Annotated in this window: 20 protein-coding genes; 9 read left to right on the top strand and 11 right to left on the bottom strand. The window is 59.7% G+C overall.

Annotated features, from left to right (window positions below):
• Positions 1-121: 121 nt before the first annotated feature.
• Positions 122-1171 (top strand): AraC-like transcriptional regulator QhpR, encoded by a 1050-nt coding sequence (gene qhpR / locus KUA11_RS05295; RefSeq protein WP_217409324.1) that lies wholly within the window; start codon positions 122-124, stop codon positions 1169-1171.
• Positions 1172-1192: 21 nt separating this feature from the next.
• On the opposite strand, the gene KUA11_RS05290 is transcribed toward qhpR, so the two are convergent.
• The 4 genes from KUA11_RS05290 to KUA11_RS05275 all read right to left on the bottom strand — a co-directional run bounded on the left by KUA11_RS05290 (position 1193) and on the right by KUA11_RS05275 (position 5978).
• Complete coding sequence (locus KUA11_RS05290) at positions 1193-1507, bottom strand: hypothetical protein (RefSeq protein ID WP_217409323.1); 315 nt, start codon at positions 1505-1507, stop codon at positions 1193-1195.
• A complete protein-coding gene (locus KUA11_RS05285) occupies positions 1504-2928 on the bottom strand; it encodes a PepSY-associated TM helix domain-containing protein (RefSeq protein WP_217409322.1) in 1425 nt (474 codons plus the stop codon). The genes KUA11_RS05290 and KUA11_RS05285 overlap by 4 nt, the downstream gene beginning before the upstream one ends.
• Positions 2925-3173, bottom strand: a complete 249-nt coding sequence (locus KUA11_RS05280) for a hypothetical protein (protein WP_217409321.1) — start codon at positions 3171-3173, stop codon at positions 2925-2927. The genes KUA11_RS05285 and KUA11_RS05280 overlap by 4 nt, the downstream gene beginning before the upstream one ends.
• 336 nt (positions 3174-3509) lie before the next feature.
• Positions 3510-5978, bottom strand: coding sequence for a membrane-bound PQQ-dependent dehydrogenase, glucose/quinate/shikimate family (locus KUA11_RS05275; RefSeq protein ID WP_217409320.1), 2469 nt, complete (start codon positions 5976-5978; stop codon positions 3510-3512).
• Positions 5979-6271: 293 nt separating this feature from the next.
• Here KUA11_RS05275 and KUA11_RS05270 point away from each other — a divergent pair, with 293 nt between their 5' ends.
• From KUA11_RS05270 to KUA11_RS05250, 5 genes are all read left to right on the top strand, one after another.
• A complete protein-coding gene (locus tag KUA11_RS05270) occupies positions 6272-6604 on the top strand; it encodes a hypothetical protein (RefSeq protein ID WP_166313622.1) in 333 nt (110 codons plus the stop codon).
• A 117-nt stretch (positions 6605-6721) separates the two neighbouring features.
• Complete coding sequence (locus KUA11_RS05265) at positions 6722-8827, top strand: S9 family peptidase (protein WP_217409319.1); 2106 nt, start codon at positions 6722-6724, stop codon at positions 8825-8827.
• A 138-nt stretch (positions 8828-8965) separates the two neighbouring features.
• The gene (locus KUA11_RS05260) at positions 8966-10039 is read left to right on the top strand and encodes an AI-2E family transporter (RefSeq protein WP_254454719.1); all 1074 of its coding nucleotides are present in this window, start codon (positions 8966-8968) and stop codon (positions 10037-10039) included.
• Between the two features lie 169 nt (positions 10040-10208).
• On the top strand, positions 10209-11714 hold the full coding sequence (locus KUA11_RS05255; RefSeq protein WP_254454697.1) for an MATE family efflux transporter: 1506 nt from the start codon (positions 10209-10211) through the stop codon (positions 11712-11714).
• A gap of 27 nt (positions 11715-11741) precedes the next feature.
• The gene (locus KUA11_RS05250) at positions 11742-11945 is read left to right on the top strand and encodes an SHOCT domain-containing protein (RefSeq protein ID WP_166313473.1); all 204 of its coding nucleotides are present in this window, start codon (positions 11742-11744) and stop codon (positions 11943-11945) included.
• A 50-nt stretch (positions 11946-11995) separates the two neighbouring features.
• On the opposite strand, the gene flgH is transcribed toward KUA11_RS05250, so the two are convergent.
• The 6 genes from flgH to KUA11_RS05220 form a co-directional block, all read right to left on the bottom strand.
• Positions 11996-12721 (bottom strand): flagellar basal body L-ring protein FlgH, encoded by a 726-nt coding sequence (gene flgH / locus KUA11_RS05245; RefSeq protein ID WP_166313474.1) that lies wholly within the window; start codon positions 12719-12721, stop codon positions 11996-11998.
• Between the two features lie 30 nt (positions 12722-12751).
• On the bottom strand, positions 12752-13750 hold the full coding sequence (gene flgA, locus KUA11_RS05240; protein WP_217409317.1) for a flagellar basal body P-ring formation chaperone FlgA: 999 nt from the start codon (positions 13748-13750) through the stop codon (positions 12752-12754).
• The gene (flgG, locus tag KUA11_RS05235; protein ID WP_217409492.1) at positions 13747-14532 is read right to left on the bottom strand and encodes a flagellar basal-body rod protein FlgG; all 786 of its coding nucleotides are present in this window, start codon (positions 14530-14532) and stop codon (positions 13747-13749) included. Before flgG ends, flgA begins: the two co-directional genes overlap by 4 nt.
• Positions 14533-14562: 30 nt before the next feature.
• A complete protein-coding gene (flgF, locus tag KUA11_RS05230) occupies positions 14563-15303 on the bottom strand; it encodes a flagellar basal-body rod protein FlgF (protein ID WP_166313477.1) in 741 nt (246 codons plus the stop codon).
• Positions 15304-15384: 81 nt separating this feature from the next.
• Positions 15385-16596, bottom strand: coding sequence for a 5-demethoxyubiquinol-8 5-hydroxylase UbiM (ubiM, locus tag KUA11_RS05225; RefSeq protein WP_217409316.1), 1212 nt, complete (start codon positions 16594-16596; stop codon positions 15385-15387).
• A gap of 10 nt (positions 16597-16606) precedes the next feature.
• Positions 16607-17212, bottom strand: a complete 606-nt coding sequence (locus KUA11_RS05220) for a nitroreductase family protein (protein ID WP_254454696.1) — start codon at positions 17210-17212, stop codon at positions 16607-16609.
• A gap of 277 nt (positions 17213-17489) precedes the next feature.
• Between KUA11_RS05220 and KUA11_RS05215 the strand changes: the two genes are divergently transcribed.
• Both KUA11_RS05215 and KUA11_RS05210 read left to right on the top strand, forming a co-directional pair.
• A complete protein-coding gene (locus KUA11_RS05215) occupies positions 17490-18089 on the top strand; it encodes a biliverdin-producing heme oxygenase (protein ID WP_217409314.1) in 600 nt (199 codons plus the stop codon).
• Positions 18090-18092: 3 nt separating this feature from the next.
• Positions 18093-20666, top strand: coding sequence for an HWE histidine kinase domain-containing protein (locus KUA11_RS05210; protein ID WP_217409313.1), 2574 nt, complete (start codon positions 18093-18095; stop codon positions 20664-20666).
• Between the two features lie 71 nt (positions 20667-20737).
• Here KUA11_RS05210 and KUA11_RS05205 read toward each other — a convergent pair whose 3' ends face one another.
• Positions 20738-22498 carry an alginate export family protein gene (locus KUA11_RS05205; protein WP_217409311.1) on the bottom strand — a complete coding sequence of 587 codons (1761 nt, stop codon included), beginning with the start codon at positions 22496-22498 and terminating at the stop codon, positions 20738-20740.
• A gap of 378 nt (positions 22499-22876) precedes the next feature.
• Here KUA11_RS05205 and KUA11_RS05200 point away from each other — a divergent pair, with 378 nt between their 5' ends.
• Positions 22877-24124 (top strand): DNA recombination protein RmuC, encoded by a 1248-nt coding sequence (locus tag KUA11_RS05200; RefSeq protein ID WP_217409310.1) that lies wholly within the window; start codon positions 22877-22879, stop codon positions 24122-24124.
• The last annotated feature ends 28 nt before the right edge of the window (positions 24125-24152 follow it).

Here is a 24152-nt window from a genome sequence, read left to right as displayed (position 1 = left end):
GTTTCGGATAAGAAATGAATTGACAGGAAGAGGATTGCGCCTTCACTTTAAGTGTCTTTCGTTCGTGCAATCCGATGACCGGACGGAGAGTTCCGGCCCGTTGGAAGAGAGGTCTGGCGCAATGACGCGCATGCCGGTTCATGGACATTTCGGCCCCGCTGCCGCTTCGACAACGGTGCTGGCGTCCGTGGTCTATGGTCTGGACAGCTTCATCGCGCGCTTGGGAGCGCAGCCTGTCAACGTGTTCAGTCGCTGTGGACTGGAGGGTCGGCGCAGCACGCTTCCATCCGATACCGTGCCTCTGGATGCCTATTGCCGTACGCTGGATTGTGCGGCGCGTGAAACAAGTACGGAGAATTTTGGCCTGTGGTTTGGCCATCAGTTTGCGCCCCGACGGTTGGGGATGCTGGGTTATGCTGTGCTTTCCTCTTCCGTGCTGGGTGAGGCACTGGACAATCTGGCGGCTTTTTTCCCGATTCATCAGGACAACAGCGTCGTAAGTCACCGGAAAGAAGGCGGAGTGTCTCGGCTGGATTACGATGTGACGGACCCGCTGATTCATGACCATCGGCATGACGCGGAACTTTCACTGGCTGTATTCTGTAATGTGATCCGTGAAGCCCTTGGGCCGGACTGGGCGCCGATGAGTGTGCGGTTTCGACATAAGGCGCCAGCCGGTGTGGATGACCATGAGAAGGCCTTCGGTTGTCCGGTTCTGTTCGAACAGTCCACCAACACTCTTGTGTTTTCCGAAGACATCCTCACAGTGGCAATGCCGGACGCGGATGGCATTCTGTTCAGCGCCATTAAAGCCGGACTGCTTCAGATACAGAGGGGAAAGCAGGCTGCGGATCAAAAGTCTCTGATGCATGTGCGGCAAGTCATTCTTGATCTTTTGCCACATGGGTACCCTTCTATCGCTCAGGTGGCTGAGCGCCTTGGCTGCCCTTACTGGACGTTTCAGCGTCGCTTGGCGGACGCGGGCATGACCTATCGGAATCTGGTCGAGGATGTGCGGCGGCATTATGCGCTGAAATATCTGCGGGAAGCGGAGCATTCCGTGGCGCAGACGGCTTTCCGGCTTGGTTATAGCGAGGGAAGCGCTTTTACGCGTGCCTTTACGCGCTGGTATGGGTGTTCGCCGCGTGTCTGGATAAGTGGCAATAGTTAAAAGTCGTGGAAGAAAAGGTTCTCAGGTTCTCTGTCGATCTCGTGTCGTCAGCGCTGCGAGACTGGCCGGATGCACGGCCAGCCATGTTGCTGTGAAAAGACTGTTGATGGACAGAAGCATGATCCAGATGGCAAGACCAGCAGCGTGTCTCCATGAAACAAGGCAGCCAAGAGCCCCACAGTGTGCGAGCAGGCCAGCACCTTGGTTGCGCGCGTGTGTTGTTGGCAGGCTGCGTAAGCCAAGGCAGCGACGGGGATAAACAAGCGAGCAGGCCCATAGAAGGCAGCCTGTCAGGGACAGAAGTTCCGCACCGATGAGGATGAGAGAAGGCATCATGTGCGGGGTCTCATCCAGAGAGCGCCGGACAGGGCGGCCAGACCTGTCAGAGCGCAAACGGCATCGACAGACAGGAACAGGGAATGGCGCCAAAGATGCGAGGGACCAGTGAGCAAATCGAGGAGCGGGAGGCCTAAGCCTGCGAGGGCCGTGAGAGTGAGCGGAACGGTCCATAGGACAGGGCGCGGAAGGCCGAACGCGAGCAAGACGGTGCTCCCCCAAAGAACGAAAACGGTTGTAATTTCCAGCATCGAACGATCTTCCCACTCATAGGGAAGCAGTCGGTTGGCCCAGAGATAGGCCAGCGACGCGAAGACCAGACCGCTCATGATACCGGCATTCAGTCGTTCGAGGCGCGGGGATGTAGGCTGGCGCGCGCTCGCACGCTGTCGTGCTGTGTGAAACACGAGGCCGCTGGCGACCATTACGGTCGCGGCCAGTCCGCCGAGGAACCAGAGCCAGCGCAGAACCGGTCCCATGGTGTGGGCCATATGCAGCCCCGTGAAGAGGGCTTCCGCGCGTTCCATTCTGTCAGGTGGAGGAGGCGCTACAGCTTGTCCCGTCACACTGTCGAATGTCGTCGGTGTTTCGTGAATGCTCAGACTGTCGGGGTGCAACGAATAGATCGAGATATGCTTAGGAGAAAACAGGATGTACGTGACGGTATTGCCGGTCAGTCGTTCCGTTTTATGGACGAGAGGTGCGAGCGGGAATGTTGGGAGGTGATGGTGCTCTACGACGGCTGGAGGTGCGGGAGTAGCCTCCAGCGCGACAAGTGGAAAGGCGATGTTTCCAAGAAGAAAAAGCCCTGTCCATGTAATCATAATGTGGAAAGGCAGCATGGCGGTGCCTGTCAACACATGAAGATCGAGAAGGCGACGTGGGGTAGCCGCCTGAAGGCGCAGGGTGAAATAGTCCGGTATCAGGCGCGCAAGATGCAGGAGAACACCTGACAGGATAAGGAGAGAGAGGAAGAGTGTCGTCAGAGCGACGAGATATTCTCCCCATGGTGAGGGGAGGCGCAGTGTGTAGTGAAAGTTGAAGAAAAACGCGCCGCCTTCCGTCTGGCGTGTCGCAATGAAGTGACCATCGTGCGGATCGAGGACCGGACCGATCAGGGCGTGTCCATCGTAGCGAAAAATATGCAGTAGAGGATCACGTGCGGAGGGTAGGGAGAGGAAAGCCGATGGTTTTCCCTGCCGTTCATCGTCACGGAGAATCTGCATGGCGTGTTCGAGAGCCTGATCGGACAGAGGCTGTTCCGGCAGGATTTCGGTGCTTTCCGGCTGCATCCAGCGTGTCAGTTCGATATCGAAAAGAGAAAGGGTGCCGGTGAAGAAGATGGCGAACACGATCCATCCGGCCACAAGGGCTGTCCAGCGATGCAGCCAGTTCAGTCGCGCACGCAGTATGGGCGTCATGGAGCGAAATGGAGCATCAGCGCCCCGCTCAGGACGAGCACCAGAGGAACCCCAAGTGCCAAGTGCGGTTTTTCCGTTAGAAAGGGCCAGATGAGAACGGGAACGGCAATAATCGTGACCAGAAGGCGGTAGGAACGGCTGGAGACGAGGGCGAGATCACATGCGAAGGATCCCCACAGCACAAAAGCCCCCCACAGGAGCACGATGCCTATGGAGCGGCAGGTTCTGTCCTGACCGGTGGTCATGAGGCAAGTGTGAGGAAAGACATGAGCGTGCGTGGGACATCTTCCATGAGGTTGATGGCGTTGAGAACGATCGATCCGAAACCATGGAGAGGACAAGGCGACATGGTGGAAGCACCCATTCTGGGCAATGGAAAGGAAATGGCCTTGTTAGTGAGAATGACTCGCACGCGCAAGGTTGCGTCTGACGGGCTTCGTCCGTCGCTTTGCGCGAAAATGACACACGTTACGAAGGTTGAACGCAAAACGGGCGCCGTTCCCAAAAGGAACAACGCCCGCCTTTGCGTGTATGTCCGTTCAATCGAAATCGGACATATCACGCATCGATAAATGGTCAGCTTATTTCCGGTTCGATCCTTCCGGAACGCCCGGCGTGGCTCCCGCCGTGTCGGGCAGGGCATAGGCGATGATGTCATCGCCAATATCGGGCGAGTGACTCATGCCGCCAGCGGAGATCACGACATATTCCTTGCCCGTCCGAGGCGAGCGATAGATGAGGGGCGCTGCAACTGCACCTACGGGCAGGCGACCCTGCCACACGATTTTGCCGGATTTCGCGTCCAGCGCACGCAGGTAATAGTCCTGCGTGCCCGCAAAGAACACCAGCCCGGAGGCGGTCGCTGTCGGGCCGCCGAGGGTGGGCATGCCGAGTGGCACAGACATGTGTGTTTTGATGCCCATTGGCCCCGTATCCTGCACAGTGCCCAGCGGCACCTGCCACACCAGTTTCTTGGTGCGTAGATCGATGGCACTCATCGTGCCGAAGGGCGGTGTGTTGCAGGGCACCTGAAGCGGTGACTGAAGGATGTCGATCTTCACGCCGCCATAGGGACCGGCTACCTGCGGACGAATGGTGCCCATGAAACCGGGAACCTCATCCGTCGAGACCTTGAATTTCTTTGCGTTTTCCCGTGTCTCCAGCGTCATCTGGAGCGGAATGCGCATGTCGTTGACGAACATCAGCCCGCGGGACTCATCGATCGCAACGCCGCCCCAGTTCATGCCGCCCAGAAGGCTCGGCCACTCGATGTAGGGTTTCTCGCCCGGCGGGGTGAACGGACCCGTATAGGCCGACTGTTTGAACTTGATGCGGCAGTAAAGCTGATCGAACGTGCTCACACCCCACATTGAGCGCTCGCTCAGCGGATCGGCTCCGATGAGAGGCATGCCGATGGAAGTGGGCTGGGTTTTCGATAGGTGTTCGCCTTGTCCCGCGGGAGACGTGGCGACATAGCGTTCTTCAACGGCCGTGATCGGTGTGCCGGTGCGCCGATCGAGCACGAAGATGTTGCCGGTCTTGGTCGTCTGGATCAGGGCGGGAACTTTCTCACCCTTCTCGTTCGTCACATCCTGCAGGACGGGCTGGGAGGGCAGATCATAGTCCCAGACATCGTGGTGCACGGTCTGGAACACCCATTTCGTTTTGCCCGTGCTGGCATCGACCGCCACCACCGCGGCGCCAAACTTCTCTTTCACCGCGTTCCGGTCTCCGCCCCAGTAGTCCGGGGGACCGTTCCCGGTCGGGAGATAAACGAGGTTCAGCGCCCGGTCGTAGGTGGGTACCGTCCACATGTTGGGCGTTTCGAGTGTGTAGGTTTCCCCTTCTGGCGGGGCGCCGGTGCGATCCGGAGCGCCGACATCCCATGCCCAGACGAGGGTGCCGTTGCGCACGTCATAGGCACGGACCACGCCGGAGGGTTCGCCATGCACGATGTCGCGCACCCACCCGCCGATGACGGCGATATGCCCGGCAATCAGGGGCACGGCGCTCGGATGATAGCGTTTGCCGCCTTCTGTCGGTCCCATCTGTGGCTTGAGATCGACAAATCCGTCCTGTCCGAAGCCGGGGCAGAGTGTGCCGGTATGCGCGTCCAGTGCGAAGAGACGTGCGTCCACTGTCGAGACGATGAGGCGCTGGCGGCAGGGTTGCGCCGGATCGGCGGCTTTGTCGTCGGCGGTCAGGGAGTCGTCATGGTAGATATCGTGATAGCCCACACCGCGACAGGAAACGTGTTCTGCCGTGCGGGCATTGGGATCGAACTTCCAGATGCGCTGTCCGGTATCGCCGTCGATGGCAGTGACGATGTTCTCAGGTGAGCAGGAATAAAGGATATTGCCGATCTGCTGCGGAGTGTTCTCGTCCACGCCGATGGCGGCACCCGTCAGGCGGCGTCCGGTGTGATAAGTCCACGCCACTTTCAGCTTTTCGACATTCTGGGGCGTGATCTGGGTGTAAGGCACAAAGCGTGTGCCGTTGGCATTGCGCCCGAAGAACTCCCAGTTGTCTCCTGTGTCGTCCTGCGCAACGTCCAAGCCCTCTGACCCAGCCATTGCTTCGGGATGATGGATCTCGCCATGTGGGAAGAAGGCTTCCACCAGAGTGACCAGCAAAGCGGATGTGACGGTAAGACCGCCACCTGTCAGCGTCCGTCGTGTGTTTGTACTGAGCGCGGGAAGGCTGGCCGCGCAGGTCCACAGACCGAATGTGAAAAGGATGGCGGGCAGCACGAGGCGCGGCAGTAGCGGCCAGTAGCCGATCTCGGGCGTATCGAGAACCGCCCAGACGCAGGTGGCGGCGAAGACCAACACGGTGACAGGCAGAGCGATGCGACTGCGGGCGACAAAGAGGATGCCAAGCAGGACATAGGCCAGTCCCGCCAGAACGTAGTAAAGAGATCCACCCAGCGTGGCGAGTTCAAAACCCTCCCATGCCAGCCACAGTCCGACGAGACCGGTCAGGGCGGCCACAGTAAGACGAAAGACGGTGGCCGCGCCGGATCGTCGTCTCTGATTACTTATATCGTTCATAAAATATCGTCCGTCATGACGGGTGAATCATCACCGGGGCCGCCTGTGTGGCGGAAAGTGGCGGACCATACAAATGGAATGCATGAGAGCCATCAGAAAAGTGTTGAGACGGGGGCGTGATGCTTTTTCATGGGACACGTCCGCTTACCGCATCTCTGCTTTCCGTGTGGAAGGCTGTATGTAGAACGCGACGCTAGGACACCGGGCAACATTCGGCCGTCTGGTCCGTTGCCTCCACAAGGCGACGCTCCCTGTGGGAGCGGGCGAACAGAAGAGTAAGGAGCTTTGAGATGGTGGATAATCCGCTGGAAGACTCACCCAAGCGTGACGCGCAGATCAAGGCGAAAGCCCGTGAGATGTGGATTGCCGATGGCAAGCCCACATGCGGTCCCGAGGGCTACATGGAGGCCGCGACGGACTTGGTGGGCATGACCATCAACCCGGATGCGGGCGAAATCCCGGTGGAGCCGGAAGTGCCCATCGGCCCGGAGGGCGAGCCGATCGAGGACGCGCGGATTCAGGAAAATCTGGGCAATCTTGGTGGCAGCATGGACGAGCAGGATGACCGGCAGGAAGTGCCGTTCGGCACGCGCGAGGAAGAGGCGAAGGCCCTGCGCGACTCCTGATCCGTTCCGCCTCCATCGACACGATGGAGAGCCTGCCGCCGATATGCACTCAGCACGGTGGCAGGCGGCCCATCCTGTGGCACAATGCACGGCGTGCGCTCACAGGAAAGGCCTTTCATGTCCCAGCTTCCTTCACCTCCCGTCGCCCGCAAGGAATCGCGTCGCATCGAGCAACTCGGGCGGGCGCGTGAGGATGATTATGGCTGGATGAAGGATGACAACTGGCAGGCGGTCCTGCGCGAGCCGGGACTTCTGCGCTCCGATATAGCCACGCATCTGCGCGCCGAGAACGCTTATTCGGAAGCCGTTCTGGCTTCGACCCGCACGTTGCAGGCCGCCATCGTGGCGGAGATGAAGGGGCGTCTTCAGGAAGACGAGTCCTGGCCATTCCTGTCGCACGGTCCCTGGCGCTATGGCGTGCGCTACGAAGCCGGCGCGCAATATCCTCGCTATGTGCGTCACCGCGAAGGGCGCCCCGATGAGGAAGAGGTGCTTCTCGACACGGATGCCCGTGCGAAGGATCAGGCGTTTTACGCCGCGCGGAGTGCCGCGCACAGCCCTGATCACCGGCTGTTTGCGTGGGCCGAGGACACGCAGGGCTCCGAGATTTACACGATCCGCGTCCGCGATCTGGCGAGCGGCGAGATGTTGCCGGTGCAGATCGACAACTGCTCGGGAAACTTTACCTTTTCACCGGACTCTACGCATATTTTCTGGACATGGCGCGATGAGAACGGTCGCCCGATGCGGGTGTATCGTCGTGCACTCGCGGGCGGTGAAGACGTCATGGTGTACGAGGAGCCGGATCCCGGTTTCTTTGTCGGTGTAAGTGTTGCGCGTTCGGGGAAATGGGTGGTGATTTCCACCAATGACCACGACACTTCGGAAGCGTGGCTGGTGCCCGGCAATCAGCCCGAAGCACCTGCTGTCTGTCTCGCCCGACGCGAGAAGGGGCTAATGTACGATCTGGTGCATTGGGGGGACCGGTTCGTGGTTCACACCAATGCGGACGGGGCCACCGATTTCGCTTTGATGACGGTAGCAGATGAGGCTGTGGGTGAGCGCGCCAACTGGCAGCCGCTCGTGGCGCATCGGCCGGGGCATTACATTGCGGGCTGCCAGTGTCTGGCGGACTATGTGGTCTGGACCGAGCGGGTGAACGCCAACACCGTGATCGAAATCATGGACCGCAAGGGCGCGCGACAGAGCGTGGGGGAGGAGGAGGAGGCGTACACGCTTTCTCTGGACGGTGGCTACGAGTTCGAGACGGCTGAGCTGCGCTACTCCTTTCAGTCTCCCACCACACCGCGCCAATGGTTCGCGTTGGATCTGGCCACGCGCCAGCGGCATCTGCTCAAGGAGCAGCTCGTGCCTTCGGGTCATGATCCGGCCAATTATCGCACGCGTCGTCTGATGGCCCGGGCGCCGGACGGGGAAGAGGTGCCGGTCACGCTGCTGTTCCATCGTGACACGCCCGAAGGACAACCTGCGCCGTTGCTGCTTTATGGCTACGGCTCTTATGGCCACGCCATTGAACCGACCTTCTCCACCCGCACGTTGAGCCTCGTCGATCGGGGTTGGGTCTATGCCATCGCGCATGTGCGCGGTGGTTCCGAGAAGGGGTGGAACTGGTTCCTCGGTGGGCGGGGGATGCACAAGACCAACACGTTCACGGACTTCATTGCCTGCGCCGATCACCTGATCGCTCAGGGGTGGACGGAAGCGGGCCGAATTGTTGCGGATGGCCGCTCAGCCGGTGGAATGCTCATGGGGGCGATTGCCAACATGCGGCCCGAACTGTTTGCGGGCATCGTGGCCGTGGTGCCGTTTGTGGACGTGCTCAACACCATGTCCGATGAAAGCCTGCCGCTGACACCGCCCGAGTGGCCCGAGTGGGGCAATCCCCTGAAAGACGAGGCGGCTTATGATTATATCGCCGGTTACTCGCCCTATGATCGGATTGAGAAAAAGCCCTATCCCGCGATCTTTGCCATTGGTGGCCTGACCGATCCGCGTGTGACCTATTGGGAGCCGGCCAAGTGGATCGCGAAATTGCGGGACTACAGCACCTCGGAGAATCCGCTGCTGTTGAGGATCAACATGGAAGCCGGTCACGGTGGCGCGTCGGGGCGGTTCCGTGCACTGGATGAAGCGGCGCTGATCCACGCTTTCGCCATCTGGGCGGAAAGTCGGGATCGCGATACGGGTAGTTCGTGTGACTGATCTGCGAGTGAAGATGACAGTATGTGTAACCGGCCTGGTGACATTGCGCATGGGAAGGGCAATGTGATGTCCCATACCGGTCCACAGGCTTCGTCCGTGAAAGAGGGGGCTGAACCGCTCACGCCTCGGCTGGTGGAAATGGACACGATGGTCCAGCGAACAGCGGCGCGAAAAGCGCAGTGGCGGGCGCGTGAAGTGCTGACGGCGTTTATCGTTGCCATCGCGCTCTATACAATCCACGGTTTTCTTTCGGCTCTTGCGTGGGGCGGCGTGTTTGCCGTCGCCACATGGCCGCTTTTCCGACGCATGCAGGAACGCTGGCCTCGCCATGCCGATGGTGTGCTGCTTCCGGCCATATGTACGGCGGCCATGGCGCTTCTGTTTCTCGTGCCCATGCTGTTCGTCGGGCTGGAAGCGGCGAATGAGGCGCAGAATGTGCTGCTTCTGATGAAGGACGCGCGCCACGAAGGTGTGCCGGTGCCATCATGGGCCGGGCGTATTCCCTTTGGCAGCAAGACATTGGTCAACTGGTGGAGGATGCATCTTTCCGATCCAGAAGCAGCGGGTGAGTTCTTCAGTTCCTTCGACAGTCGTGGGCTTGCCATGACCCGTACGCTTGGATCCCAACTGGCGCATCGGGGAACGCTGTTCTTTTTCTCGATCCTGACGCTGTTCTTTCTCTACAAGGACGGTAACGCCATCATGCGGCAATGCACGGTGGCATCCCGCAGAGCCTTTGGGCGCCGGGGAGAGTTGATCGGCCAGCAGATAATCGCCTCTATTCACGGCACGGTGGCCGGTCTCGTGCTGGTGGGTGTGGGCGAGGGGCTGGTGATGGGCGTAGCTTATTTCATCGCGGGTACGCCGCATCCGGCCCTGCTGGGCGGCGCGACCGCTATTGCGGCGATGATTCCGTTCTGCGCCATGATTCCGGTCGGGCTTGCCTCAACCTTGCTGCTGGTCAGCAGTGGGACGATGAGTGCCGTGGTCATCTTTTGTCTGGGTGCCGTGGTGATTTTCGTGGCCGACCATCTCGTGCGTCCTACCCTGATTGGCGGCAGTACGAAGCTGCCGTTTTTGTGGGTTCTGCTTGGTATTATCGGTGGCGCGGAGACATGGGGATTGCTGGGACTGTTCGTCGGACCGGCCGCCATGGCGACGCTCCATCTGCTGTGGCGCAACTGGTCGCGGGAACGCGGGGACGCGGCTTGAGCGCTGATATGGGTATTTTCACGACGTTGTGTGATTGATTTTCCGTATGTGAAAAATAAAGACGAAGAAATTTTGTAAAATTGCTTTTCCCGCGTTCGCAGAGCGCTGGGAACGTGGCATACCTTGAGAAACGGGAGTCTGGACAAGGCCAGCGCGGACAAGGAGCCGGATGAGGGCAAGAGCATCAGCAGCGAGCCGTGCCTGCTTCGTGACAGGCAGCATCATGCGGCATGTGCTGGTCATGGCAGGGACAGGTGCCATCGGCCTCATGGCGGTGTTCTCCGTGGACATGCTGAACATGATCTACATTGCTCATCTGGGCGACCCGGCCCTGACGGCGGCCATTGGCTTCGCCGGAGCGGTGGGCGGTATTCAGATCGCGGTTTCCATTGGTCTTACGATCGGACTCGGTGCATCGGTTGGCCGTGAAATCGGGGCCGGGCATTGCCCGCTGGCGCGTCGGATCGCGTCTTCTGTTTTTCTGGCGACCTTTGGCGTGACGCTGGCTCTTGGGCTGCTCACGGCTTTGCTCGCGCGGCCGGTTCTGGAGATGCTGGGGGCTTCCGGCGCAGCGCTCGATCAGGCGGCGTTCTATCTCCAGATCACTTCGCCATTCCTGCCCTTCGTGTCCCTTGGCATGGCCAGTTCCGCCCTGATGCGTGCTGTGGGTGATGCGCGCGGTTCAATGCATGTCACGTTGGTCGGCGCCATGCTGACGGCAGTGCTGGATCCGGTGCTCATTCTTGGAATGCATGAAGGACTGATGGGCGCAGCCGCCAGTCTGGTTCTTTCGCGCCTTGCCGTGCTGGGACTGGGTGTGCGGGGGGCTACCGCTCATCACATGCTGACATGGCCACGGCTGTCGGCCTTCTTTCCCGATGTACGGCGTGTGGGTGCCATTGCGCTACCGGCCATTCTGACCAATCTCGCGACGCCCATTGGCGGCGCTTATGTAACAGCTCATATGGCTCGGTTCGGGCTGGACGCAGTGGGTGGACAGGCGTCTGTGGAGCGGATCGTGGTCGTGGCGTTTTCGTTTGTCTTCGCGCTCACCGGAGCTGTGGGACCGATCATGTCCCAGAATCTTGGAGCAGGGCAGTTCGATCGCGTGCGCGAGGTGCTTCTGGCGTCATTGAAAGCCGTCGGTACGTGCGTGGCCGTGACGTGGATCGTGCTGATGCTGTGCCAGAATCTTCTGGTAACGGGGTTCCATGCGGTGGGAGAGGGAGCTGTCCTGATCCATCTGTTCTGCTCGTGGACAGTGCTGAGCTATCTCTTCATCGGCATGCTGTTCGTGGCCAATACAGCGTTCAACAATCTTGGACATCCACTGTATTCCACGCTGTTCAACTGGGGCCGTGCCACGCTGGGGACCGCGCCGTTTGTCGCCTTCGGTGCGCGTTTCGGGGCGCCGGGTGTGCAAATCGGTCAGGCATTGGGGTGCGTGGTGTTCGGGAGTGTCGCGATTATGTGCGCTTTCCGGGTCGTGGGAACGCTGGCCAGCCGAACCGGAGCGCAGATGGCCCGTATAGAAAAGCCGGTCATGGCCTCCGATGTTCCGACTCTCAGCGCTGAGGCGGCCATGGCCGATCTTGATGGTATGGATGAGGAGGAATGCGAGGAAACGGCTTTGTCTGCGGAGAGGAAAGTGAATAGGCTCTCGCATTCCGGCTGATCTGTCGGAGCCAGAGGGAGACCCCTTATGTCGAAATTGACTGCGGCTGAACGCAACGCCCTTCCTGACAGCGCCTTTGCCTTGCCCGGACGGCGCTATCCCATTCCCGATGCGACCCATGCGCGTGATGCGCTTGCGCGGGCGAGCGAGTTCTACAATCGGGGAGAACTGACCGACGAGGAATATGAGACAGTGGTGCGCCGGGCCAAGGCGGTCCTCGGTGAGGACTGATTTCTCGTAAAACACCCTTGGAATTGCACGAAGAAACGTAGGATCTTCGTTCAGAATGGCGCTATGGCATCAATGAGTTGCTGCCCATAACGCGGGGCCTGCAGGACGGAAAGCTGACCACGGCCACCATAAGAAATGCGGGCTTCGGCCATACGGTCGTGGGTCACGGTGTTGTCGGCTGTGATGTCCTGTGGGCGTACGACGCCTGTGACCTGCAATTCACGCAGTTCGTTGTTCACACGCACTTCCTGCCGCGCCACGACCATGAAGTTGCCGTTGGGCAGTACCTGCGTAATGGTGCCCGCCACACGTACGGTGACGGTTTCGTTGCGGCTGATGCGCCCAGCGGCGGTGTTGCTGCTGTCGCTGGATGTGGCGAGCGCCCCTGATCCAAGAACATGGGAGATGGCTTTGCCGTGGAAGCCGAACAGGCTGGGGATACCCATGCTCTCGCTGCCCGTGCCGCTTGCGCTGGTGTTGTCGACAATGGTCGCGTTGTCGGTGATATCCACGATGACAGTTACAAGATCCCCCACCTGTGCTGCGCGCTGATCCTTGAAGAACGCCCGGCTGCCCGGTCGCCAGAGGCTGGCGACTTCAGCCGGAGGCGGCTGGAGTGGCGGCATGGGCATGGTGACGGGACGATACGATGTATCGCGTGTGGGATCCTGCGTGCGTGTCATCGCAGGTGGGTGCCCTATCTCACTCAAGTGTCCGATGCCGCCATTACAGGCGGTCAGGGCAAGGAGACTGAGCAGGGAAAGGGCGCGTTTCATATAAAAGGCAGTATCCAACAAGAAGAATAATCAAATGTTTCGATGAGAACGTTGACCGTTCGAATGCAATTCATGTGCGTCCGCCGGCATTGGGGTCGTGCCCGGCGTGACTTCAACTCGGGTCCGGTCAATGACGGATCCCACCACGACCATGCGGGAGACGGGGTTAAGGACATGGATGTGTTCGCCACGGGCGCCTGAATCCAGAGCTACGCCGGACGCAGTCAGGTGCAGGCCGGTGGAGGAGACATCCAGCACGACGGGGGCCCCTTTTTCCACCAGAAGCACATGATCAAGGAGGGCTGTGGTGAGTGTCGTGTGCGCCCGAATATCGTGTTTGGTGAGCATGTCCACGGCATCGTCCGGGTCGAGGATCGCACCGGATGGCAGAGCACGGGAATCGATTGTGGCTGTCGTCAGATCCGAGGCCGCGAGAACCTGTCCGGCGACGAGGTCGTGACTGGCCACGACAACGTCCATACGGGAACTGACCGTGCCGTCTGCCCGAAAGGAGACAGGCGCGCTGCCCTGCTGTGGAATGGAAAAGAACGCAGAGAAATGTCCGTGCGTCGCGTCATAGACGATGTTGGTCAGACGCAATGTGGGCGCGGGGTCTGCTGCAACTGTTGGTCCAATGAAATCGGCAAGGTCGATGGTGGCGGTGTCGCTTACGCCCCGATCCTTCAGGCCGGATAGAACGAACGGCATGACCTCGTCTTCCGTAATGGTGTGACTGGCGCGGGTCAGGGTCGTCTGGGCCAGTTCGGAGGCATCCGGCCAGTCGACGCCAAACTGTTGTGCGATGGCTTCGAGTTGTGGGCCGCCGATGACAAGAGTCTGTCCCACCGCAGGAGCGGGGCCAAGGTCGCAGTCCTGCCCTGGATCGAGCCCCTCGAAAAGATCGGACAGATGGACCTGAGTGTTGTGAAGCGTTGCAGTCCTGCGCAGCGTCGCCGCGTTGAGCGGCGACGAGGCAAGGCACACCCCCATTCCGAGGATGAGGAAAAGACGATGTGCCGTCAGGATCATTTCAGGGCAGACAGGGTCTGGAGCATCTCGTCGGATGCTGTGATGACCTTGCTGTTCATCTCGTACGCGCGTTGGGCGGTGATGAGATCGGTGATTTCCGTCACCACATTGACGTTGGACTCTTCCACATAGCCCTGTCGCACGCTGCCGAAGCCTACACTCTGGCCTGTACCGGTGATGGCGTTGCCCGAGGACTGTGTTTCGGTGAACAGGTTCTGACCCATGGCGGCCAGACCGTTTTCGTTCTGGAACGTGGCCATCTGTAACTGGCCGACAACCGTGGACTGTGTTTGACCCGAGATCGTGACCTGTACCTGACCGGTCTGGTCGATGGTGATGGTCTGAGCGTTGTTGGGAATGGTGATGCCCGGGCTGACTGGATAGCCATCTGCGGTGACGATCATGCCTGTGTCGGACAGGGAGAATGTACCGTCGCGGGTGTAGGCATATTCACCGGAGGGGAGTGTGACCTGAAAGTAACCCGGTCCCTCTATGGAAAGATCGAGGCTGTTGTTGGTCTGCTCCAGTGTTCCCTGCTCGTTGATACGGTAGATGCCCGCCGTGCGGACACCCAGACCCACCTGTGCACCGGCGGGAACCAGCGTGCCGCTGTCCGAACTCATGGTGCCGACGCGCCGCAGATCCTGATAGATGAGATCCTGGAACTCGGGACGACGGCGTTTGAAGCCCGTCGTCGTCATGTTGGCGATGTTGTTGGCGATGACCTCAACATTCGTCTGCTGGGCCTGCATGCCGGTGCCGGCGATGTCGAGGGAACGCATCATGTCAGTGGGTTTCCATTTTCAGATAATTCAGGACTGGGTCTGGATGATCTTGTCGATCGCATTCTGGCGTCGCGTGGACTCGCTATCGACGAGATTGGCTGTGATTTGGAAATCACGTTGCAACTGAACGAGGTTTGTCATTTCCGTCATGGTATTGACGTTGCTGCCCTCAATCATGCCCTGCCGGAACTCCTTGACCTCCATCTGCGTGGTGGGGGTCTTGGCGCGGAAAAGCTGATCGCCTTCCTCCGAGAGGTCGTGCGGGTTGGCCACGTTCACGAGGCCGAGTTCGGCCACCACGCGGCTTTCCGTCGAGATGGTGCCATCAGCCGAAATGTTGATCGTGCGGTCTTCAGGGCGCAGGACAATGGGCTGTCCCGTTCGGTCGAGCAGAGCGTTGCCCGCCGCATCCGTGACGCTTCCATCCGAAAGTTTCTGGAAACGGCCATTGCGGGTGAGACGCACGCCGTTTGCGGTCATCACGGAGAAATAGCCTTCTCCAGAAATGGCCAGATCAAGCGGATTTCCGGTCTGTTGCAGGGCACCCTGCGAAAAGTCGCGCCATGTCGCGCGGTCCTGCGTGTAGGTGTCGGGGGATTCGCCCGGGGCGGGAGTGCCTCCCTTCGCCTTCACGAGATAATCGGAAAACTGGAGATGACCGGCTTTGAATCCGGGCGTGGAACCATTGGCCAGATTGTTGGCCAGCACGCTCATGGCCCGCGTTTCAGCGTCCATGCGTGACAGCGCGATATAGGTCGTGTTGTCCATGCGGGGCGGCTCTCCTTTGGAGGCCACCCTGACCGTGAAAGATTTACAAAGAGTTGTTTCGTCCCGATTCCACTGGCGTCTTCAGCCGGAGAAAGAGGACGGCCCCCGATCCATCAACATGGCCGTTACCGCTGATTTGAAAGGAGGTAGCGCGTCGGCAACACGCAGTCCCATGGCGCGAAGCGCCCGAAACGGCGCGGCGTCGCGGGTGTAGAGCGTGGCGATACCGTTCGTGGCCGCAAACATCGGCATGGTGGCAGCGCGGTGCTGTCGCTCGAAACGGCGAAGGACTGACGTAGCGCCGATATCCTGTCCTTTCCTGAAGGCATCCCCGACGTTATGGGTGAGCGTTTCCGCCCCGCGCAGGCCCAGATTGAAGCCGTGCGCGGTGATGGGGTGCATGCCCACGGCCGCATCTCCGATCAGGGCCAGTCGGCGTCCCGCGAAGCGGTGGGCGTAAACCGCCTTGAGTGGATAAGCATGGCGTGTGCTGACAAGACGCAATGTGCCAAGACGATTGCCAACGCGCTGCATGATTTCGGCATTGAAGACCCCTTGCTCGGCGTGCATCAGGCGCCCGATATCGGCGGGCGGCAGGGTCAGCACCAGCGAAGAGGCGTTGCCGTTCACGGGCAGAAGCGCGATGGTCTGACCGCGATCGAACCATTGCAGGGCGACGTTGTGATGCGGCAGGTCATGCGTCATGCGACAGACCATCATCATCCGCTGGAAATCATGAACGACAGCCCCGATTCCCGCGCGGCGTCGGGTGGGGGAGAACCGTCCATCCGCTGCGATGACCAGACGGGCCGGGAAGCGTCCGTTGCGCTCCCCGCCATGGTGGATGACGGCTTCGTTCGTGTTCTGTCGAACGGTGTCCACCGTCACGTCAGGCATGAGCGTGATACCAGCACGCTCTTCCGCCTCCGCATGCAGTGCGCGACGGATCATATTGTTGGAGACAAGCCACCCCAGTGGGTTTTCCGTGGTCCCCTGTCCGTTCTCGAAGATCAGCGGATGGTTCTGTCGCCCTGTCTCCACGCGCGCCTCGGCCAAAGGGCAGATGACGCTGTGGGGGATATGTTTCCACGCGCCAAGGCGCTCCAGCATCTCGCGGGCATGATGCGTCAGTGCGATCTCGCGTCCGTCGAAATGCGGTTGCGCCCAGATATGCGCGTCCGCCCGTTCCAGAACCGCCACCGATAGCCCCGCCGCCTCCAGCGAGAGAGCTGCGGCGAGTCCCACGGGGCCTCCTCCGATGATGGCGACATCATGTACGGCGGGGTGAGTCATATCAGCAGCCTCAGTCCTTGTCGGCCGCGAAGGTGGCGGGCGCGCCCGTCCATTCCGCGACATAGGGAGCAACAGGCCGACGCTTTGTCTCGTGGTCCGGCTTTTTGGGCGTGCCGACGAAGAAGAATCCGGCCAGCGCATGCGGGGACGGGAAGCCGAGTTCGGTCGCCAGCACGGGATCGTAGGTGATATCGCCCGAAACCCAGACCGCGCCATAGCCTGTTGCGTGCAGAGCATTGAGCAGGTTCATTCCGGCCGCGCCCACGGCGAGTTCCTGCTCGATCAGGGGGATATTCTTGTCCACTGGGCGCAGATGCATGCCCAGTACGATGGTCAGTGGCATGTTCGCCATCCGGTCATGGCGCTTTGCGATCTTTTTCTCAGGAACGTCCGGATCGAGCCGCTTCATGCTGGCGACAACTTTCTCCGCCAGTTTCTGGCGGGCATCACCACGGACAAGCAGCAGACGCCATGGGCGCAGTTTGCCATGATCGGGCGCACGCATGACGGCGGAGAGGATGGTTTCCAGCTCCTCACCCGTCGGTGCGGGCGCTTCGAGATCATCGGTGGACGCACGCGACAGCAGCACATCAAGGGCCGAAATATCGTGCTTCATGGGACCGGTCTCCTGCTGGGATGAAACGTGGGCGCACCATGACGCAATCGCAGGGGCCAGTGCAATGCTATCGACATGGAGAAGGAAATGGGTAGGGGGCAACAGTCATTTTGTAACGCGTGAAACGGCTGTCTTGCTGATGTGTCAGAAGTTCCTTGACGTACGCTCGGCAGCCGGGCTTCAGGTGAAAGGAACAAACGTTCCATTTGTATGGTTCGCAGCGTAATCTGGATAACTGGTTCAATTAGAGGCGCGGTCTTACAGTCATGGAGGTCAGGTGCGTGTCTTCACTGACGTCATGCAGAATCCTATCTGCTTTGGTATTTCCTGTTTCATGAATGAGATTACTCTTCGTGGACGTCTGCGCTCCGCCACCCGTCCCCTGCACAATGAACTCGATGCTTTGATCGAACCACTCACAACGCCAGAGGCGTATCGGCGATATGTGAGAGGAATCGCAGGATTCCGACTCTCTGGTGAAGAAGCATTGCGCTCGGCCTGTTGGCCAGAGGCATTGAATGACTGGCGTCCCACCTTTCTGAAGCCAGAACTGCTGGCGGATCTTGCCGATCTGGAACTTGAAGCGGCTCCGGTGGGAGATGTTCTGGTGCTGGATTGTCCCGAAAAGACAGTGGGGCTGGCGTATGTGTTGGAAGGCTCCGCGCTTGGAGCGCGGGTACTGATTCAGCAGGCGCAAGCGCTGGGTTTCGATCAGAATTTTGGCGCTCGGCATCTCGTCCGCCAAGTCTCCCGACCCACACACTGGAGCGGGTTTGTAGAGCGTCTTGAGAAGATGGACTATCTGGCGCCAGACAAGGTTATGTCGGCTGCGTGTACGGCATTCGTTCTGGCGCGTGATGCAATGATTCAAGGATGAAACATGACGGATACGCAGGTTGATCCTGTAATTTTTGGGCAGGCCGACCTGACGACCTGTGATCGCGAGCCCATCCATATCCCTTCGTGCCTTCAGCCGGGCGGGTGCATGCTGGCATTTTCTGTCGGTAAGCATCAGCTCGTGCGATATTCCGTCAATGCGGAAACCGATATGGGGTGCTTGCGCCTGTATTTGGGAATGTCGCTGGAAGAATGCGTTGGTAGCGATGTTGCCGCAACGATCCTGGCACTTTCCAATCGTGAGGCATTCGGACATCCGGCCATACGTTTTGACGTCGTGTTTCCAGGCGGTCTGCGGCGTGACATGGTGGTGCATCGGTCCGGGCAGGATATCGTGGTGGAATGCGAGCCGGTCAGCGCCGATCCTCTGACGGTTCTGCATCTGCTCACGCGTCTGCGCACAGCGGTGGAGCGGTTGCGGAATCATTCCGACATTCTCGCCCTGCTTCGGGTTGCGGCCTCTGAACTGAGCCGCGCTTTCGGCTATGATCGCGTGATGATCTACCGCTTTGCGCCGGATTGGTCAGGTGAAGTGGTGGTGGAAGAGCGGGCGATCGAGCTGGAGAGCTTTCTCGGGCAGCATTTTCCCAGCAGCGACATCCCCGCTCAGGCTCGTGAACTATACAGGCGCTCGCTCATCCGGGTGATCGGCGATGTGGCCTATGAGCCGATCCCGCTTGTGGAGGAGGATGGTCGTGCGCCGCTGGACATGTCGTTCATGCATCTGCGGGCTGTCTCGCCTATCCATTGCGAATATCTGACCAACATGGGCGTGCGAGCATCCATGTCGATCTCGCTTATCGTCGATGGGAAGCTGTGGGGATTGATTGCTTGCCATCACTATAGCCCAAAGCGGCTGTCGATGGGTGAACGTATTGCAGCCAAAATGTTGGGAGAGATCGCCTCTCTTCAAATCGTAGCTCTTGTGCGCGCCCGCCGGCTGGCGCTCCGCGCGAAAGCGGATACATTTCTTTCGCAGTTTCTGCATGACGCAAAGGGCGTTTCGGACATTGCGTCCTATGTGCATCGGCATCTGGCGGCCCTTCTGCACCTTATTCCCTGCAACGGCGGCGGCGTGTGGACAGAAGGGCGGTGGACGACGTCAGGGCTGGCTGTGTCTGAGGACGTGGCAGGGCGGATCCTCGCCTCGGCAAGGCAGCAGGGACATCATCAGATATGGGCATGTGATCATCTGAGTGCGGCCTCCCCCGATTTGGAACGGCAGGTGGGTGAGGTCGCGGGCGCTCTGGTTATTCCCATCCTTCCCGATGCGCAGGCCTACCTCATTCTTTTCCGGCAGGAAGCGATCCGCACTGTAGTGTGGGGTGGTGATCCGGAGAAAACCTATACCACTGGTCCAAGCGGAATGCGGCTCACGCCGCGTCGTAGTTTCGAGATATGGAAAGAAGAAGTGCGAAAGCGCAGCGTGGCATGGTCAGAAGATGATCTTGAACTGGCCTCTGAACTTCGCACGGCGCTGATGGAGCTTATGGCTGTTTCACATCAGCAGAAGTTGCGTGAGCGGGCGCGGGGCGAAGCCATGCAGCGCATGATCAGCAGCGAGTTGGATCATCGTGTGAAGAACATTCTCTCCGTGGTGCAGTCGCTTGTGTCGCATGTGGTGGCAAGTGGCAGTTGCACGATGGAGGATGTCGTGCAGTTGCAAGGCCGTCTGCGTTCATTGGCCGAAGCGCATGACCAGATGATGAACCCCGAACAGAACACGGATCTGCGGGAGATATTGACGATCGAACTCGCACCGTATGTGGGGGAATCCGATCGCATGCAACTCGATGGTCCGGACCTGCCACTGACGGATAGAGCCACGACGTTTCTGACTTTATTGCTCCATGAATTGGTGACGAATGCTGCCAAATACGGCGCTTTGTCCGTTCCGGATGGACGGGTTGCAGTGACATGGACGCATGACGCAGAAAAACGGGAATGGAGCATTCTGTGGCAGGAAAGCGGTGGTCCACCTGTGCAGGAGCCTGCACGGTCGGGCTTTGGTACGCTGTTGATGAACCGTGCCATCGCGCACGATCTGGGCGGACGCACAGCTCGCCGGTTCGAGCCGGAAGGATTGATCGTGGAGGTGCATCTTCCCGCTAATGTGGCAGCCGCAGTTCCAATCGCGCCACCTGAGAAAGGAGACGCCCCATCAAGGGCAGATGTGGGCGAAAAGCGCACACCGGAAATTGTATTGAGTGGAAAGCGTGTTCTGGTGGTGGAAGACGAGTTTCTGGTTGCGATGGAAGTGGAAGAAACGCTTGAAGTCTGTCAGGTCGCTGCCGTACGGGCGGTGTCATCAATACGGGAAGCTCTGGATACCATAGGCACAGATCCGCTCGACGTTGCTTTGCTTGATGTTAATGTGCGTGGGCAGTCATCCCTGCCGGTTGCGCACGCACTTGAAAAGACAGGCGTGCCGTTCGCGTTTGCCACTGGATACGGAGGAGCCGCGTCCGTTTTGTCGGAGTTCGGCCCCATACCTGTGTTGCGCAAGCCTTACGATATGACTCAGGTGGTGGAGATGTTGGCGGAGCTTCTGGAATAAAATAGTACGGGGCTGGAATGATAGAGATCCGTGGCAGAAGGTGGAAACCTTCGCCACAGTCCCGACAGCTTTCAGAACGTCAGTTCGAGGTTGCTCTGCACATAGGCGCCCGAGGATGCGCCGGCGTTGATCATTGATTTGGACGCAAAGATGTATTCACCGTCGATGCTGAATGTGATGTGGCGCGTGGCGCGCCATGTGAAGCTCGCCTGAGGAAGAGTGGCTGTGTAGCCGCCATGTGGGCGCAGCCCGTAGGCGGCCGTGCCGGAAGCATAGAGCGCATCATTGGTGCTGGCGCGCCATACGACAGGCACTTTCATGATGAGCGTGGTGTTGGGCGTGGGAGTGAGCGTCACCATCGGGCCGACATCGATCAGGTTCTGGTCGCCCAGATAGGTGCTTATGTCGAGGTAGTAGGCACTAGGCACGAAAGGCGTCATGAAGCTGCCCCAGCTTCCGGTGGAGCTTTTGTTGTAGTTGCCGCCAGAGAAAATATCGGCCTGCATGCCAAGAGCCGGACGTCCCCACCATTTGGCGAAGCGCCATGCGACCTGAGAGGTGAAAGCGTAGGCGCTGACGGGGCGCGAGGGACCGTTTTTCGCCGTATTGAAATAACCGCCCTGCCACGCGCCACCGAGCGAGAACTCGATCGGGCCTGCATTACCCCACACACGCATGCCCGGCATGTCGCGGCGCGTCGATCCGGCAATGGTGCCAGTTTGTCCAGCGATGGGTGCTGAGGCCAGCAGAAAGCCAATATAATAGGTGTCGATGAAGACCTGACTTTTCTTGCCGAGGAACTTGAAAGACGGCGCGGCATAGGAAGTATAGGCGCCGAACATGCGGGTTTTGTAGCCTACCTGATTGTGGAACGGCACATTGGCCGTGGACCAGTTGGTGAGCGTCAGATCGAAGAAATCCGCGCGGAAATTCTTCCAGAAAGAATAGGCGCGGATGCCGTTCCATGAGAACGGGATGGAGGGATAGACCGATCCGGCCGTGAACCACGGTGGGGCATCGAGGAAAGTCATGCGCCCGACTATCACACCCATATTGGCGTGCAGCAGCCGTCCTTTGAACTCGACGAACGCCTGCTGCGCGTCGAGATTGTTGCGCCACCGTCCATTGTTGTAGCCGTAATAGTTCACGCCACCAGCCTGACCGCTCATCAGTTCGCCATACAGGCGCACATGTTGGCCCAGATGCAGATCGGCGCCGAGATTCCAGCGTAGGTTCTGGCGATAGGCCGGGTCTTTCTTGGTTTGTCCGAAGCCCGCTCGCTGATCGTAGAAATTGTGCTGACGGAAGTTGCCGCTGAACGTCAGATAAATCGAACCGCTGTCGTTGAGCGGGATGTATTTGACCGGGTCCATGATGTCGATGCGGTTCTTGGGATCGCGCAGGTTGGACCAGTCTTCCGCCCACCGCGAGACGGCGTAATAGCCGACCGTTCCCCAACCGGAGGCCGCTCCGGTGTTGGAGTTGAAGATACCCCATTGCCCCTGATGCAGGAGGGACGCGGGCGTTTGGGCTGGCAGCGCGAGGTTTTGCGGCTGGGCATACGATTCCGGACGGGATTCCAGTGGTGGAAGCAGTCGGGTGTTGTCCCAGAACCCTTTTCTGGGTGGTTTCACGGGTGAGGAAGCCGTAGCCGCGGAGGGACGGTATTCCTCCGGCGTCTGCGGATAGTGATGAATGTTGGCATTTGGCGCGGTGTCGGCACGGGCGGGTACGTCCAGAAGCAGGACGGGCAGACCGGCGATGACACTGGAGAGAAGGAACGGACGGACGGAACGGCGGCAGGAGAAAGCCACTGGGGACGACGTGTTCATGCGATCGGTCTCTGTTCTTTTTGTTGGTGGAGGCCGGACATGCGCCTGACTTATTCATTCATGGCATATCAGTTACTCATTATTTTGCTGCTATTTCATGATTCGTCACTTCGCAAAAGCGTGTGGTGAAGGGCCATTCGCTCAACGTGACGGATCGGTCACAGTTCGGGCTCACTCCCACTCTTTTCTCCTGTGTTACCGCCACGCCACAGAGAGGAACGGCCTCTTTCCAGACTGTGGGAAGCGGACAAAGGAGAAAGCCTCATTCACGTCTTTTGACGGGCGCCTCTTGTCTCATGTCTGCTCCTGTCCGATGAGCAGGCGGCGGCCACGCGGCGGATTGTCCATGGCCAGAGTGGGACAGGGCGACGGCAGCGCATGAACGGCATGACATCCTTCGAAAGCATCATTCTGTTTGTGGGGCTTGCGATCGTGGTCGGCCTGCTCGTGCTGCTTCTTCTGCGCCGTTCGGGTGGAGGAGGCGCCGATGACAGCGATCTGCTCGCGCGGCTGTATGTGCTGGTCGAGCGCGAGGGCAGTCTGAGACAGTCGGAGCTGGACCGTCAGCAGGCGCGGCAGGTCGAGATGGAGCGTGCGCTGATCGGACGTGTCGAGCAGATGCGCGTGGAGATGTCCGAGCGGCTGGGGCAGATGTCAGGGCAGATCGGACGTGAACAGGCGGAATCTCGGGCCGCGCAGTCCGAGGCGTTGCGGGAAATGGCGACGACTTCGGCCCAGCAGCTTGCTGCCATCCGTGGTGCCGTGACCGAGCAGCTTCACGCGGCGGTGGAAAAGCAGATGCAGACCTCGTTCCAGCGGGTTCTGGAGCAGTTTTCCGCCATGCAGAAGGCCATGGGCGAGGTATCGGCTATGACGGCGCAGATCGGAGACCTCAAGCGGCTGTTCGGCAATGTGAAAACCCGTGGCGGCTGGGGCGAGGCGCAGTTGCGCGCCATTCTGGAGGATGTGCTGCCGCCGGGAACATGGGAGACGAACTGTCGTCTCGGGCGTGGGGGCGAGGTGGTCGAGTTTGCCGTGAAGATGCCTGTGCGCGGATCGCATCCGCCTGTGCTGGCCATCGACAGCAAGTTTCCGACCGAAGCCTATGAGCGCCTTCTCGATGCCTGCGCCAATGATGACAAGGACGGTGAGAAAGCTGCGCGGCGGGCGTTGGAGACCGCCTTGCGGATGGAAGCGCGCAAGATCACGTCCAAATATATCGTGCCGCCAGAGACAGTGGAGTTTGCCGTTCTCTATCTCCCCACCGATGGTCTCTATACCGAGATTGCCCGTGCGCCGGGACTGATCGATGAGATCGGGCGCACGTGTCGCGTGCTCATCATGGGGCCGTCGCTCATGCCCGCGCTGCTGCGCACCATCCATCTGGGCTATGTCACGCTCTCGCTTGAAGAGCGCACGGACACCATTGCGCGGCTTCTGGGGGCCACGCGTCAGGAAATGCTCAAGATGGACGGCGTGCTGGATAAGCTCTCACGCAACGCGCACGCCATGTCCACGACCATTGAGGATGCTCGTCGCCGCACCCGCGTGATGGCGCGGCAGTTGCGCAGTCTGGACTCCGGTGAGCCTGCGGAAGAAGGCAGCGACCCGGAGACGTTGCTGTAGCGGCCCGTAACCATATTTCTTGTCGTGC

The sequence above is a fragment of the Acetobacter estunensis genome (genome assembly GCF_019083805.1).
Classification (GTDB): Bacteria; Pseudomonadota; Alphaproteobacteria; order Acetobacterales; family Acetobacteraceae; genus Acetobacter; species Acetobacter estunensis_A.
This window is presented reverse-complemented; position numbering and strand designations above follow the sequence as displayed.

Bases quoted from the DNA above. Each gene is read 5' to 3' on its own strand.
- KUA11_RS05275 (WP_217409320.1), bottom strand. From the start codon at position 5,978: ATGAACGATATAAGTAATCAGAGACGACGATCCGGCGCGGCCACCGTC.
- KUA11_RS05280 (WP_217409321.1), bottom strand. From the start codon at position 3,173: ATGACCACCGGTCAGGACAGAACCTGCCGCTCCATAGGCATCGTGCTC.
- flgG (WP_217409492.1), bottom strand. From the start codon at position 14,532: ATGCGTTCCCTCGACATCGCCGGCACCGGCATGCAGGCCCAGCAGACG.
- KUA11_RS05265 (WP_217409319.1), top strand. From the start codon at position 6,722: ATGTCCCAGCTTCCTTCACCTCCCGTCGCCCGCAAGGAATCGCGTCGC.
- KUA11_RS05220 (WP_254454696.1), bottom strand. From the start codon at position 17,212: ATGAAGCACGATATTTCGGCCCTTGATGTGCTGCTGTCGCGTGCGTCC.
- flgF (WP_166313477.1), bottom strand. From the start codon at position 15,303: ATGGACAACACGACCTATATCGCGCTGTCACGCATGGACGCTGAAACG.
- qhpR (WP_217409324.1), top strand. From the start codon at position 122: ATGACGCGCATGCCGGTTCATGGACATTTCGGCCCCGCTGCCGCTTCG.
- KUA11_RS05255 (WP_254454697.1), top strand. From the start codon at position 10,209: ATGAGGGCAAGAGCATCAGCAGCGAGCCGTGCCTGCTTCGTGACAGGC.
- ubiM (WP_217409316.1), bottom strand. From the start codon at position 16,596: ATGACTCACCCCGCCGTACATGATGTCGCCATCATCGGAGGAGGCCCC.
- KUA11_RS05260 (WP_254454719.1), top strand. From the start codon at position 8,966: ATGGACACGATGGTCCAGCGAACAGCGGCGCGAAAAGCGCAGTGGCGG.
- KUA11_RS05205 (WP_217409311.1), bottom strand. From the start codon at position 22,498: ATGAACACGTCGTCCCCAGTGGCTTTCTCCTGCCGCCGTTCCGTCCGT.
- KUA11_RS05200 (WP_217409310.1), top strand. From the start codon at position 22,877: ATGAACGGCATGACATCCTTCGAAAGCATCATTCTGTTTGTGGGGCTT.
- KUA11_RS05250 (WP_166313473.1), top strand. From the start codon at position 11,742: ATGTCGAAATTGACTGCGGCTGAACGCAACGCCCTTCCTGACAGCGCC.
- KUA11_RS05210 (WP_217409313.1), top strand. From the start codon at position 18,093: ATGACGGATACGCAGGTTGATCCTGTAATTTTTGGGCAGGCCGACCTG.
- flgH (WP_166313474.1), bottom strand. From the start codon at position 12,721: ATGAAACGCGCCCTTTCCCTGCTCAGTCTCCTTGCCCTGACCGCCTGT.
- KUA11_RS05290 (WP_217409323.1), bottom strand. From the start codon at position 1,507: ATGATGCCTTCTCTCATCCTCATCGGTGCGGAACTTCTGTCCCTGACA.
- KUA11_RS05285 (WP_217409322.1), bottom strand. From the start codon at position 2,928: ATGACGCCCATACTGCGTGCGCGACTGAACTGGCTGCATCGCTGGACA.
- flgA (WP_217409317.1), bottom strand. From the start codon at position 13,750: ATGATCCTGACGGCACATCGTCTTTTCCTCATCCTCGGAATGGGGGTG.